At 65.8% G+C, this 12,580-nt stretch carries 10 protein-coding genes and 2 pseudogenes; 10 read left to right on the top strand and 2 right to left on the bottom strand.

All coding sequences use genetic code 11. From position 1 onward, the window contains the following. Window positions 1–30: 30 nt before the first annotated feature. Window positions 31–893 (top strand): annotated as a pseudogene (locus tag AZL_RS26535) (IS3-like element ISAzs24 family transposase); the annotation flags it as partial. 7 nt (window positions 894–900) lie between these two features. On the opposite strand, the pseudogene AZL_RS26530 reads toward AZL_RS26535, so the two are convergent. Together AZL_RS26530 and AZL_RS26525 are read right to left on the bottom strand one after the other, a co-directional pair. After that, window positions 901–1,278 (bottom strand): annotated as a pseudogene (locus tag AZL_RS26530) (IS481 family transposase); the annotation flags it as partial. A 263-nt stretch (window positions 1,279–1,541) separates the two neighbouring features. Continuing rightward, entirely contained in the window at window positions 1,542–2,453 is a 912-nt protein-coding gene (locus tag AZL_RS26525; protein ID WP_012977502.1) for a LysR family transcriptional regulator, read from the bottom strand. Between the two features lie 450 nt (window positions 2,454–2,903). Between AZL_RS26525 and AZL_RS26520 the strand changes: the two genes are divergently transcribed. The 9 genes from AZL_RS26520 to AZL_RS26480 all read left to right on the top strand — a co-directional run bounded on the left by AZL_RS26520 (window position 2,904) and on the right by AZL_RS26480 (window position 12,545). Then, window positions 2,904–4,550 carry a DUF1302 domain-containing protein gene (locus AZL_RS26520; RefSeq protein WP_086935477.1) on the top strand — a complete coding sequence of 549 codons (1,647 nt, stop codon included), beginning with the start codon at window positions 2,904–2,906 and terminating at the stop codon, window positions 4,548–4,550. An 11-nt stretch (window positions 4,551–4,561) separates the two neighbouring features. Continuing rightward, entirely contained in the window at window positions 4,562–5,920 is a 1,359-nt protein-coding gene (locus AZL_RS26515; protein WP_012977500.1) for a DUF1329 domain-containing protein, read from the top strand. 63 nt (window positions 5,921–5,983) lie between these two features. Further along, window positions 5,984–7,144: an alpha/beta hydrolase family protein gene (locus tag AZL_RS26510; RefSeq protein WP_012977499.1), complete on the top strand. Its 1,161-nt coding sequence runs from the start codon at window positions 5,984–5,986 to the stop codon at window positions 7,142–7,144. 16 nt (window positions 7,145–7,160) lie between these two features. Further along, window positions 7,161–8,108 carry a VOC family protein gene (locus AZL_RS26505; protein ID WP_012977498.1) on the top strand — a complete coding sequence of 316 codons (948 nt, stop codon included), beginning with the start codon at window positions 7,161–7,163 and terminating at the stop codon, window positions 8,106–8,108. Between the two features lie 8 nt (window positions 8,109–8,116). Then, entirely contained in the window at window positions 8,117–8,503 is a 387-nt protein-coding gene (locus AZL_RS26500; protein ID WP_042445708.1) for a Rieske (2Fe-2S) protein, read from the top strand. Next, a complete protein-coding gene (locus tag AZL_RS26495; protein ID WP_012977496.1) occupies window positions 8,500–9,630 on the top strand; it encodes an FAD-dependent oxidoreductase in 1,131 nt (376 codons plus the stop codon). The genes AZL_RS26500 and AZL_RS26495 overlap by 4 nt, the downstream gene beginning before the upstream one ends. 58 nt (window positions 9,631–9,688) lie before the next feature. Next, window positions 9,689–10,723, top strand: a complete 1,035-nt coding sequence (locus AZL_RS26490; protein WP_012977495.1) for an SMP-30/gluconolactonase/LRE family protein — start codon at window positions 9,689–9,691, stop codon at window positions 10,721–10,723. Window positions 10,724–10,735: 12 nt separating this feature from the next. After that, window positions 10,736–11,539, top strand: coding sequence for a cyclase family protein (locus AZL_RS26485; protein ID WP_012977494.1), 804 nt, complete (start codon window positions 10,736–10,738; stop codon window positions 11,537–11,539). Between the two features lie 4 nt (window positions 11,540–11,543). After that, window positions 11,544–12,545, top strand: coding sequence for a fumarylacetoacetate hydrolase family protein (locus AZL_RS26480; protein WP_012977493.1), 1,002 nt, complete (start codon window positions 11,544–11,546; stop codon window positions 12,543–12,545). Window positions 12,546–12,580 lie beyond the last annotated feature (35 nt).

Below are 12,580 nucleotides of genomic sequence, written 5' to 3'. Positions count from 1 at the left end.
GACGAACATTTCCGTTGATTCTCCTCATATAAGCCGATCTGCAAAGTGCTGCCGATCGCCCCGTCGACCTACCGCGCCCATGCCGCCCGGCGGGCCGATCCGGCCAAGGCGCCGGCCCGCTCGCGAAGCGACGCCGAGCTGAGTTTGGCTATCCGACGGGTCTGGAATGAAAACTTCCAGGTCTACGGGGTGAGGAAAGTGTGGCGGCAGTTGCGGCGGGAGGGCTTCGACGTGGCGCGCTGCACGGTGGCTCGCCTGATGCGTCCATGGGCTTGAAGGGGGCGATGCGCGGCAAGGCGGTGCGCACCACGATCAGCGACAAGGCGGCATCTTGCCCGCTCGACCGGGTGAACCGCCAGTTCCAGGCTTCTCGTCCGAATGCCTTGTGGGTGGCCGATTTCACCTACGTTGCCACATGGCAGGGCTTCGTCTACGTCGCCTTCGTCATCGACACCTTCGCCCGCCGCATCGTGGGCTGGCGGGTGTCGCGCACCGCCCACGCCGACTTCGTCCTGGATGCTTTGGAGCAGGCTCTGCATGACCGCCGGCCGACCAAGGGCAGCGGCCTCGTCCATCATTCCGATCGTGGATCGCAATATCTCGCCATTCGGTACACCGAACGCCTCACCGAAGCCGGCGTCGAGCCCTCCGTCGGCAGCATCGGCGATTCCTATGACAACGCTTTGGCCGAGACCATCAACGGCCTTTACAAGACCGAGGTGATCCGCCGCCGCGGGCCGTGGCGCACCCTGGAGGCTGTCGAGTTCGCTACCCTGGAATGGGTGGACTGGTTCAACCACCGACGCCTCCTCGAACCCATCGGCAACATTCCTCCCGCCGAGGCCGAAGCACGCTATTATGCCCAAAACGAGGACGTCCCTATGGCGGCGTGACTCAACCAAACCGGCCTCCGGGAAAACCGGCGCGGTTCAGCGGCAGGCGGCCCAGCCCTTCGGCCTTGAGAATGCGGTAGACGGCGTCGCGGTTCAGATGCGGCAGGAAGTGGCGCAGGGTGAAGGTGAGATCGTCCAAAGCAAAGCTGGTCATCCGGCGCAGCTCGCAGACGATGGCGCGCTCCTCCTCGGAAGGCCGCCGCCGCAGATGCTTCGGGCGGGCGGAATGGTCCTGGCAATCCTCAACGCCCCGCCGCCGCCATTTCCGGATGGTTTCGGTGCTCACGCCATAGCGTTTGGCCAGCACGCCCGAGGGCTCGGCGGACAAGGCGATGGCGGCGCGCACGGCCGGAGTGGTGCGGGCGTTGGGATGGATCTGGTACATGACGGCTCTCCATGACCGGGAAGAAACCCGCCGTCGTTGCCATGGCAGAGGTTACCCGTCGCCGACCCGCCATCAACCCTGGCCCTGGCGGGCCACCGCCTCACGGCGGCTTACGGTGAATTGGGTTCCGCATTCCGTCGACCAACAGCGGACCGGCCTGATACCACTCCCGGTTCGTGCCGAGTTCGCCGCCGAACCCCCTGATTTGCCCGTCGGGCTTGGGAGATGGATGGGGGATCAGTCGGCATTCGGGCCGACCGCGATCAACGGGTCTGGATTCTCTGGCCGGCAGTCCGCAAATGGCCGCGCAACCATTTCAGGCCGGGATCCTGAGAACGGTACTTGTGCCACTGCACCATTTGGATGAGCTTCGGGATTTCGACGGGCAGGGGCAATAGTCGGATCGGTAGGGACTCCAGGGCCTGACGGGCGATGCGGGAATGCACCGTCGCAATGCAGTCGGTGCCGACCACCAGCGGGCACAAGGTCAGAAAGCTGGGGGTAACGACTGCAATCCGGCGTTCCGCGCCATAGCGTTTGATGAACCAGCTTTCGTAGGACGCGCGGGCCGCGGCGAATTCCGCGACGATGTGGGACGCGGCCAGATACTCCTCGACGGTCAGCGTCTCGCCGAAGGCCGCGCTGTCGCGCCAGACGACGCAGGAAAAATCATCTTCGTACAGTTGTTCGGAGGGGTGGCCGGGAGGAATGAAGTTTTCCGGCATGATCAGCAGATCGGCGTCTCCGCTGGTCAGCATCGCTTCCGGCGAGGTGTTTTGGGGGAGGAAGCGGAAGGAGATGTTCTTCGCCTCCCGGTGGACCAGCGACAGCAGGGTCGGCATCAGAACCGACGTGGTGTATTCCGAGACCAGAAGGTTGAAGGTCCGTTTCGAGTCCGCGGCGATGAACTCCGGCTGCACGGCGATGGCGGTGTCGATCCGCAATAGAATGTCCCGGACGGATTCCGCCAGGGATTCGGCCTGCGGCGTCAACTCCATCTTCCTGCCGACCTGGACCAGCAGGTCGTCGTTGAAATAGTCGCGCAGGCGGGCCAGCGCATTGCTCATCGCCGATTGCGACAGGTTCAGGCCATCGGCGGCCCGGCTGACGTTCCGTTCCCGGAGCAGCGCGTCCAGCGCGACGAGAAGATTCAGATCCAGCCGTTTGAACCGCATGAAGGCCCTGCCGATGTTGCGCCGACGCTGCCGGGGGGCGAAGGAAGCGTCGGCCTTGCCCATTCCCGTTGGAGATGATCAACCCTATGAGGTATTGATCCCGTAAATATGTCAAATGGAAAATAATCATTCGATCAAACAATCATTTGCCCTTAAGGTCTTCCAAACAACAGCTTGAACTTGGTGATGTTTCCGACGGGATCGTTGGGATGTCGCGGCGTAATCATAATAAAGAACTGAAGGGATGAGACAAATGTGGAAGAAAGATCGAATGTTGGCGCCGTATAGAAAATAAAAGCGCGACGGAAACCCCTGGACGGAATTCCCGAGTCCGGAGTGGATCCTCAAAATATGGTGTGACGAGGACCGTGCGGTCATAGCAGGCCCGGTTCATCGCGCCCTTGCGCCAAGATTTTCAAAAATGTAGGGGGGCTCGTGAAGACTGATGCAATGCGGCGTGCGCGACGGGCGCGCCGGTCCATCGCCTGTGCCGTTGCGCTGGGTGCCGGGACCGTTCTGGCTGTGCCTGCGGCGCAGGCTTTTGAAATCGACAGCGGCAATCCCGAAGTCAAGGTCCGCTGGGACACCACGGCCAAGTACAGTTCGGCCTTTCGGGTCAAGGATGCGTCCCCGACGCTGAAGGGCTCGGCGAATTTCGACGACGGCGACCGGAATTTCGACCGCGGGCTGATTTCGAACCGGGTCGATCTGCTGTCGGAAATGGACGTCGTCTATCGCGGCTTCGGCGTCCGGCTCAGCGGGGCCGGGTGGTACGACACCGTCTACAACCAGTCCAACGACAATGATTCCCCGCTGACCGCCAACCAGCGCTCGGTGGCGCCCAACCGCTTTACCGGCGACACGCGCCGTCTGCATGGCCGCAACGTCGAACTGCTGGATGCCTTCGCCTTCGGCAAGGTCAACATCGACGACACCACGGCGTCGTTCCGCGTCGGGCGCTACGCGCTGCAATGGGGTGAAAGCCTGTTCTTCGGTGCCAACGGCGTCGCCGCCGCCATGGCTCCCATCGACATCGTGAAGGCGCAATCGGTTCCCAACACCCAGTTCAAGGAACTGATCCGCCCGGTGGAACAGATGTCCGGCCAGTGGCAGATTTCTCCGGATCTGTCGATCGGCGCCTATTATCAGTTCCGGTGGGAGGAAAACCGCTTTCCCGGTTCCGGCAGCTATTTCTCGACCTCCGACAATTTCGCCACCGGGGCGGAGCGGATGAATTTCGGCCCCTTCTGGGCCGGCCGCGCCCCCGACATCCGGGCCAAGAATTCCGGTCAGGGCGGCGTGCAGGCGCGCTTCCAGCTCGGCGAGACCGATTTCGGCCTCTACGCCATGCAGTATCATGACAAGTCGCCGCAACCCTATCTGCGCGGGCTGATCCCCGGCCCCAACGTGCCGGCGCAATTCCTGTGGGTCTATCCGGAAAACATCCGCACCTTCGGCGCCAGCTTCAGCCACACCATCGGCATCTTCAACATTGCGGGCGAAGCGTCGATGCGCACCAACATGCCGTTGGCGAGCGACGCGAAACTGGATCTGTTCGGCATCGTGCCGAGCCGGTTCGGCGGCCCGACCGCCGCCGCGGACAACAACGGCAATCCGCTCTACGCGGTGGGGCGCACGGCGCACGCGCAGATCTCGTGGCTGGCCAGCCTGCCGCCGAGCTTCGTTGCGGAAGAGGCGTCGTTCCTCGGCGAACTCGCCTGCAACCGGGTGCTGAAGGTGACGAAGAACCCGACCGCGCTCAATCCCAACGCCAACCGCGACGCCTGCAACCTGCGCATGGTCTACGAACCGTCCTACCGTCAGGTGCTGTCGGGACTCGACCTGTCGGTTCCGGTCGGCTTCGGCTACGGCATGGGCAATTCCGCGGCGCTGGGGGCTGCGGTCAACGGCAACAAGGTCGGCGATCTCAGCATCGGTCTGAAGGGCGTGTACGAGAACACCTGGCAGATGGGCCTGAGCTACACCCACTATTTCGGTCCGGAAGGGACCTTCGTCGACGCCAACAATCACGTCTCCTTCAAGCAATCGCTGAAGGACCGCGATTTCGTCGCCATGACGCTCAGCCGGACTTTTTGAGGAACACCCAGATGAAGAAGCGTTTCATGCTGTGTGCCGCGGTCGCCGTGGCGGCCTTCCTGGCCGGACCGGCGCTGGCGGAGGTGTCGGCGGATCAGGTGGCCAAGCTGAAGACCAGCCTGACCCCGTTCGGCGCGGAGAAGGCCGGCAACAAGGACGGTTCCATTCCCGCCTGGACGGGCGGCTACACGACGCCCATTCCCGGCGACGTGGCGGGCGGGCGGCGCGGCGATCCGTTCAAGGACGAAAAGCCGCTGTTTTCGATCACCCAGAAGAATGTCGGCCAGTACGCCGACAAGCTGAGCGACGGGGCCAAGGCCATGCTGGCCAAATACCCCGACAGTTTCCGGATCGACGTCTACAAGACGCACCGCACTGCCGCGGCTCCGCAATGGGTCTATGACAACATCGCCAAGAACGCCACCCGCGCCCGTCTGAACGGCGATCTGGTCGAAGGGGCCTATGGCGGCGTGCCGTTCCCGATCCCGTCCTCGGGGGCGGAAGTCATCTGGAACCATATTCTGCGCTGGCGGGGTACGGCGGTCCAGTGGCAGGTCTCCCAGTATCAGTTGACCACCTCCGGGAACGCGGTGCTGACCACGGTGGGCGCCGCCGACCAGCAGATGCCGTATTACCTGCCGGATGGGTCCCCTGAAGAGTTCGCCAAGCGCGGCGAATATTGGATGGTCCGGCTGGTCAACAACGGGCCGCCGATCCGCGCCGGCGAGGCGATCGTCGGGCGCGAGCAGATCGACGGTTCCAAGTCGCAAAGCTGGGTCTATCTCACCGGCCAGCGCCGCGTGCGCAAGCTGCCCAACCCTTGCTGTGACACCCCGGCTCCGTCGACGGCGGGCGTGATGACCTTCGACGAGATCGAAACCTTCACCGGACGCCTCGACCGTTTCGACTGGAAGCTGGTGGGCAAGCAGGAACTCTACATTCCCTATAACGGCAACCGCCTGCTCCAGCCGCAAAAGGACGAGGCGGTGTTGTCCGAGCATCACCTCAACCCCGACCATGTGCGGTGGGAACTGCACCGCGTTTGGGTGGTCGAGGCAAGCTTGCGCGCCGGCGCCCGGCATCAGGCCGCTCGCGGCCGCTATTATTGCGACGAGGACACCTGGGCCTGCGTGCTGGCCGACCGCTGGGACGCCAACGGCCAATTGTGGCGGACCTTGTGGACCCAGACCTTCGTGGCTCCCGATCTGCCGGGCACCATCACGGGCGCGTTCGGCATGAACGACCTGCTGGCGGGAACCGCGTTCATCGCCAACCTCTACAATGCCCAGCCGGTCCATTACGCGGTCAAGCCGATCTTCCCGGATCGGGTGTTCACGCCGGACGCCATGGCGGCCGAGGGCGTGCGCTGATCCGGTCCGGCCCCCGGCCCATCCGCCGGCCCGCTCCATCCGAAGCGATCTTTCGAGGAAACCATGTTTCGATACTTCCCCACCAACTACGGCTGGGATCTCTCGGTCAACCTCGCCCTGGAAATGGGCGCGCGGATCGGCGAGATCGCCGAGATGTGCGGCCCGTTGCAGGAGGCGGCGAAGCAGCCCGACGCGACCGGAACCCAGGCGTTCCGCGACGTCTGGGAGAAAATGGCGGACAAGCTGTGCCTGCTGGGAGAAGAGGACGAGGCGCGGGGCCGGCTGATGTCGGCGGCGGAAAAGTACAGCCGGGCGGCCACCTACCTGATCACCTGCGAACGGTTGCAGGCGCATGGCACGCCGGGACGGCTGGCGCTGTACCGCCGCCACCTTGAGATGTTCCATAAAGGGGTGGCCCTGTCGGGGGAGAATTGCGAGCGCGTCGAGATCCCCTATGGCGACAGCCACCTGTCGGCGCTCTACGTGCGGGCTTCCGGCGTGTCGGGTCCGGCTCCGCTGCTGGTGCAGGTGAACGGGCTGGATTCGACCAAGGAGATGAAATACCGGGTCGGGCTGCCCGACTCCCTGGCCAAGCGCGGCGTCTCCTCCCTGATCGTCGATCAGCCCGGCACCGGCGAGGCGCTGCGCCTCCAGGGACTGACCGCGCGTTACGACAGCGAGCATTGGGCCAGCCGCGTGGTCGATTGGCTGGAAACCCGCCCCGAGGTCGATCCCAAGCGGATCGGCATGGAAGGGGTGTCGCTGGGCGGCTACTACTGTCCGCGCGCCGTCGCCTTCGAGCCGCGCTTCGCCTGCGGCGTGGTGTGGGGCGCCAACCATGACTGGCGCGACGTCCAGAAGCGCCGGCTGGAGCGCGAGGGCAATTTCCCGGTCCCCCATTATTGGGAACATGTCCGCTGGGTGTGGGGCGCCAAGGACATGGACGACTTCATGAGGATCGCCGAGAACGTCCATCTCGACGGCGTGCTTGACCGCATCAGGGTTCCCTTCCTGGTGACTCATGGCGAGAAGGACTCGCAAATCCCCCTGAAATGGGCTCATCGCACCTATGAGCAACTGGTCAACAGCCCGAAGCGCGAATTGAAGATCTTCACAGACCGCGAAGGCGGCGTCCAGCATTCCAGTTTCGATAACAGCATCAACGCTGGCCATTACATCGCCGATTGGGTCGCCGAAACGCTCGGTGGCCGTACGGCTCTTTGACGGCAGAGGATAATCGATGAAAATCATTGGACTTGACGCGCTTGTCTTCGGCGTCGACGACGTCGCCGACTGCGCGCGCTATCTGATCGATTACGGCCTGACGCCGGTTGGTTCCGGCCCGGATGGCGGTCGCTTCGAGGGGCTGGACGGCACCGCGGTCGTCCTGGCCCGCCGGGACGACCCGTCACTGCCGCCGCCGCTGCCGACCGCCAGCACTCTGCGCAAGACCGTCTACGGCGTCGCCGACGCCGCCACGCTGGACGCCATCGCGGCGGAACTGGGACGGGACCGCGAGGTCCGCTGGCTGGCCGATGGATCGCTGGAGACGGTGGACGATCTGGGCTTCGCGCTCGGCTTCCGCGTCGCCACGCCGCGGCCGCTGTCCCTGCCCTTGGAGGCCGCCAACGCGCCGGGCGTTCCGGCGCAGCGGCCGACCAACGCCCTGGGCGTCGATGCCGGGGCGGAACCGGCGAAGCCGCGCTCCCTGTCGCACGTCGTCTATTTCGTTCCCGACGTGGCGAAGGCGGAGGCGTTCTATGCCGACCGTCTGGGCTTCGTCACCACCGACCGCTTCACCAAGGTCGGCCCCTTCATGCGCCCGGCCGGGTGCCGGGACCACCATACGCTGTTCATGATCCAGACCCCGCCCTTCATGCAGGGGTGCGAGCATTTCACCTTCCACATGGGCGGACCCACCGAGGTTCTGGCGGCGGGTCGGCGGATGGTCGAGCGGGGCTATCAATCCTTCTGGGGGCCGGGCCGCCATATCTTCGGATCCAACTGGTTCTGGTACTTCAACAGCCCGTTCGGCTGCCATGTCGAATACGACGCGGACATGGACCATCATGACGAAAGCTGGGTGGCGCGGGAGGCGGAGGCCGGGGCCGACACCTCGCAAATCTTCCTGTTCCAGGCCCGCGAGCTTTGGTTCCCCAGCGGTCCGCCTCCGGCCAAGACGGCGTGAGGCGGGCGATGGACGACGCGCCCCCGCCGCTGCATCAGTTGGCGTTGTGCCGGTTCGAGGATTTGCCCTCCGACGGGGCGCGCGGCTTCGATCCGTTGCGCGAGGGGCGCGACGTTCTGTTCATCGTGCGGCGGGGCGGGGCGCTGCGGGCCTATCGCAACAGTTGTCCGCACTGGCCGGGCACGCCGATGGCCTGGCGCAAGGACGGCTATCTCAGCCCCGATGGAGCGCACATCGTCTGTTACGCCCACGGGGCGCGGTTCGATATCGACACGGGCGACTGTCTTGATGGACCCTGTCCGGGTCAGTCGCTGCAAACAATTCCTCTCATCCGTCGCGCGGACGGGCTCGTTCTGGTGCCGCGCGACGCCCTGGAGTCAAGGACAGCATCATGACGTCGGTCGTTCAGAACGTGCTTGTCATCGGCGGCGGATTCTCCGGCATGTCGGCGGCGATCGAGCTGCGCAAGCGGGGGGTGTCCGTCGATCTGGTGGAGATCGATGAGGGGTGGCGCTCGTATGGCGCAGGCATCAGCATCGGCGGGGCGACCCTGCGCGCCTTCCGTCAGCTCGGCATCCTGGAGCGTTTCCTGGAGGAGGGGGCCGCCAGCGACGGGGTGGACGCCTGCGCTCCGGATGGAACCCCTCTGGCGACCCTGCCCACCCCGCGGGTCGCCGGTCCCGACGTGCCGGGCGGCGGCGCCATCCTGCGGCCGGTCCTGGCCCGGATCCTGGCTGACGCCACCCGCGCCTCGGGGACCAATGTGCGGCTGGGGTGCAGCTTCACGACGATCGACCAGGACGCGGACGGGGTGACGGTCGGCTTCACCGACGGAAGCACGGGGCGCTACGATCTGGTGATCGGGGCGGATGGGCTCTATTCCAAGGTGCGCGGGGCGGTGTTCCCGGACGCTCCCACCCCGGCCTACAGCGGGCAGGGGGTTTGGCGGGCCGTGCTGCCCCTGCCGGCGGAGGTCGAGCGCTGCGTCATGTGGGTCGGCCCGCAGATCAAGGTCGGCGTCAACCCGGTGTCGCGCGACGAGATGTATCTGTTCGTCACCGAGAACCGGGCCGAAAACACCTTCATCGCGCCGGATCGCTTCCTGCCGCTGCTCGACGGACTGCTGGCCCCGTTCCCGGCCCCGCTGGTTCAATGGATTCGCGGACAATTGACGGCGGATTCCCACATCGTCTACCGTCCGCTGGAGGGGCTGCTGATGCCACAGCCCTGGCATCGCGGCCGGGTCGTACTGGTCGGCGACGCGGTGCACGCGACCACCCCGCATCTGGCGTCCGGAGCCTGCATCGGCATCGAGGACGCGCTGGTGCTGGCCGAGGAGTTGGAACGCGCCGACCGGATCGCGGCGGGGCTTGAGGCGTTCCAGGATCGGCGCTGGGAGCGTTGCCGCATGGTGGTCGAGAACTCCCGCCGGCTGGGCGAGATCGAAATCTCCGGCGGCGACAAGCGCGAGCACACCGACATCATGCGCGCGTCGATGGCGGCGCTGGCGCAGCCGATCTGAACGCTGCCGATCTGAATTTAGGCGATCTGAACCGAACCCGACCCAACGGATCCCAGCCATGACGACGCTTCGCGCGTCCACCGCCAACCCCTTGACGGGTTGGCGGGTGGACCCTAACGCCCTTACTTATGTCGGGACTGGCCTGCGCCGGCCGGAATGCATCCTGGCCGAACCGGACGGCTCGCTGTGGACGGCGGACGCGCGCGGCGTCGTCCATTTGCGCCCCGACGGCGCGCAACGCCTGATCGAGGGCCGTCCGGCGAAGGCCGAGGGAGGCGGCGCGGAAACGCTGATCCTGGGCGGCTCCCTGCCGAACGGACTGGCCTTCGACCGCAACGGCGATCTGCTGATCGCCAATTTCGGCACCGACGTCATCGAACGGATGACCCGCGACGGCGTGTTGTCCACCCTGTGCGACGGGATCGACGGCCAGCCGCTGGGCAAGACGAATTTCGTGCTGACCGACAGCCGGGGCCGGATCTGGTTCACGGTGACGACCCGGCAGGTTCCCTGGACCCGCTCGATCAACGAACGGACGGCGGACGGCTATATCGGACTGATCGACGAGCGGGGCGCCCGCATCGTCGCCGATGGGTTCTGCGGCACCAACGAAATCCATTTCGACGCCGAGGAGCAATGGCTCTACGTCGCAGAGACCAACGCGCGGCGGATTTCCCGCCTGCGGGTCGGCGCCGACGGCTCCCTGACCGACCGGGAGATTTATGGGCCGAGCGATCTCGGCGGGTTCCCGGACGGATTTGCGCTGGATGCCGCCGGCAACCTCTGGATCACCCTCATCCTGACCGAGCGTCTGATCGCCTTGACCCCTGAGGGCGACGTGCTGACCCTGCTGGACGACGGCCAACCCGCCGCGCTGGCGGCGTACGAGGCCGCCTATGAGCAGGGAGCCGTCACGCCCGCCCTGCTGGGTGCCTGCGCCGGGACGATCGCCCCGCTGATGGCCAGCGTGACCTTCGGCGGGCCGGACCTGCGCACCGTCTATCTGGGAAGTCTCGGCGGCGATCGCCTGCCGGTCTTCCGCTCCCCGGTTCCCGGCCTGCCGCCCGCGCACTGGTCCAATCGCGCGCTTTAGGAGGGTTCCGCCATGCTGCTCACCGCGAAGCGCCGGTTGGTCGACCTGTCGATCTACTTGGAAAACGACGTGCTGTCGGACCCGCCGCCGCTGGCCCCAAAGATCACTTACCAAAAACATGCCGATACGGTGCCGGAGTTCCTTCAGATGTTGCCCGGCGTCAGGGCCGAGAATTTTCCCGATGGCGAGGCGGCGGCGGCGGAGTGGGTGACGCTGACCACCCATAACGGCACGCATCTTGACGCCCCCTGGCATTTCCATTCGACGATGGACGCCAAGCTGGGCGAGCGGAGGAAGTCGATCACCATCGACGAGGTTCCGCTGGACTGGTGCCTCCAGCCCGGCGTGAAGCTGGATTTCCGGCATTTTCCCGATGGCTATGTCGCCACCGCCGCCGATGTCGAACGGGAGCTGGACCGGATCGGCCATACGCTGCAACCGCTCGACATCGTGCTGGTCAACACCCGCGCCGGATCCTGTTACGGGAACACCGATTATCTGGGGGCCGGCTGCGGCATGGGATACGAGGCGACGATGTTCCTGCTGGAACGCGGCGTCCGCCTGACCGGAACCGACGCCTGGAGCTGGGACGCGCCCTTTTCCTATACCGCGCAGAAGATCGCCGAGACCGGCGACACTTCGCTGATCTGGGAAGGGCACAAGGCCGGGCGCGACATCGGCTACTGCCATCTGGAGAAGCTGCACAATCTGGAGGCGCTGCCCGGCCACGGTTTCCTGGTCAGTTGCTTCCCCCACAAGATTCGCGGCGCGTCCGCCGGCTGGACCCGCGCCGTCGCGATTTTCGAAGAGGATTGACGCCATGAAGCTCGCCACGCTGAAGAACGGCGCTCCCGATGGCCGTCTGGTCGTCGTGTCGCGCGACCTGACGCGCGCGGTGGACGCGGCGGCCATCGCCCCGACCATGCGCGCCGCGCTGGACCATTGGGAGCGCTGCGAAGCGGATCTGCGCGCCCTGGCGCAACGGCTGGAGGAGGGCAGCGCCGCCGGCGCTTTTCCGTTCGAGCCGAAGACCGCCATGGCGCCGCTGCCGCGGACCTGCCAGTTCGTGGACGCCTCCGCCTTTCTCAACCATGGCAATATCATGGAGCGGGCCTACAACCTGACGGTTCGCAAGCAGGAGGGGGTGCCGATCCTGATCCAGCGCCAGGGCGACGATTTCCGCGGCCCCCGCGATGACTACCCGATGCTGGACGAGGACGAGCAGGGCGACTTCGAGGGGGAGTTCGCGGTCATCACCGGCGATCTGCCGATGGGCAGCAGCCCGGCGCAGGCGGAAGGCGCGATCCGGCTCGTCACTTTGTTCAACGACATGAGCATGCGCCGCCACCTGTTCGCCGAAATGCAGCTTGGTTTCGGCTTCATCAAGGCCAAGCCGGCCACGGTGTTCGCCCCGGTGGCGGTGACGCCGGACGAGTTGGGTGAAGCCTGGACCGATGGCCGCATCGCGCTGGACCTGCGCATCCACCGCAACGGCGCCTGGTTCGGCCATCCCAACGGGCGCGAGATGGATTGGAGCTTCGGCGAGCTTCTCGCCCATCTGGCGTACAACCGCGACCTGCGCGCAGGGACGATCCTGGGGTCCGGCACCGTGTCGAACCTTGACGCGGCGACGGTCGGCTCCGCCTGTCTGGCCGAGCGCCGGGCGCTGGAGGTCATCGCCAAGGGGGAGGCGACCAGCCCGACCCTGCGGTTCGGCGACCGGCTGCGGTTCGAGGTGGTCGATGCCGCGGGACAGTCGCTGTTCGGCGCCATCGACCACGCCATCGTTCCGGCGCGCCTCCCGGCGGCCGTGAACCGGTGATCGCGGGCCGATGATCCCCGGCTTTCCATCCTCCC

The sequence above is a fragment of the Azospirillum sp. B510 genome, from assembly GCF_000010725.1.
Classification (GTDB): domain Bacteria; phylum Pseudomonadota; class Alphaproteobacteria; order Azospirillales; family Azospirillaceae; genus Azospirillum; species Azospirillum lipoferum_B.
Note: the sequence above shows the minus strand (reverse complement) of the source record. Positions and strands in the feature narration are given on the sequence as shown.

Bases quoted from the DNA above. Each gene is read 5' to 3' on its own strand.
- AZL_RS26525 (WP_012977502.1), bottom strand. From the start codon at position 2,453: ATGCGGTTCAAACGGCTGGATCTGAATCTTCTCGTCGCGCTGGACGCG.
- AZL_RS26520 (WP_086935477.1), top strand. From the start codon at position 2,904: ATGCGGCGTGCGCGACGGGCGCGCCGGTCCATCGCCTGTGCCGTTGCG.
- AZL_RS26515 (WP_012977500.1), top strand. From the start codon at position 4,562: ATGAAGAAGCGTTTCATGCTGTGTGCCGCGGTCGCCGTGGCGGCCTTC.
- AZL_RS26510 (WP_012977499.1), top strand. From the start codon at position 5,984: ATGTTTCGATACTTCCCCACCAACTACGGCTGGGATCTCTCGGTCAAC.
- AZL_RS26505 (WP_012977498.1), top strand. From the start codon at position 7,161: ATGAAAATCATTGGACTTGACGCGCTTGTCTTCGGCGTCGACGACGTC.
- AZL_RS26500 (WP_042445708.1), top strand. From the start codon at position 8,117: ATGGACGACGCGCCCCCGCCGCTGCATCAGTTGGCGTTGTGCCGGTTC.
- AZL_RS26495 (WP_012977496.1), top strand. From the start codon at position 8,500: ATGACGTCGGTCGTTCAGAACGTGCTTGTCATCGGCGGCGGATTCTCC.
- AZL_RS26490 (WP_012977495.1), top strand. From the start codon at position 9,689: ATGACGACGCTTCGCGCGTCCACCGCCAACCCCTTGACGGGTTGGCGG.
- AZL_RS26485 (WP_012977494.1), top strand. From the start codon at position 10,736: ATGCTGCTCACCGCGAAGCGCCGGTTGGTCGACCTGTCGATCTACTTG.
- AZL_RS26480 (WP_012977493.1), top strand. From the start codon at position 11,544: ATGAAGCTCGCCACGCTGAAGAACGGCGCTCCCGATGGCCGTCTGGTC.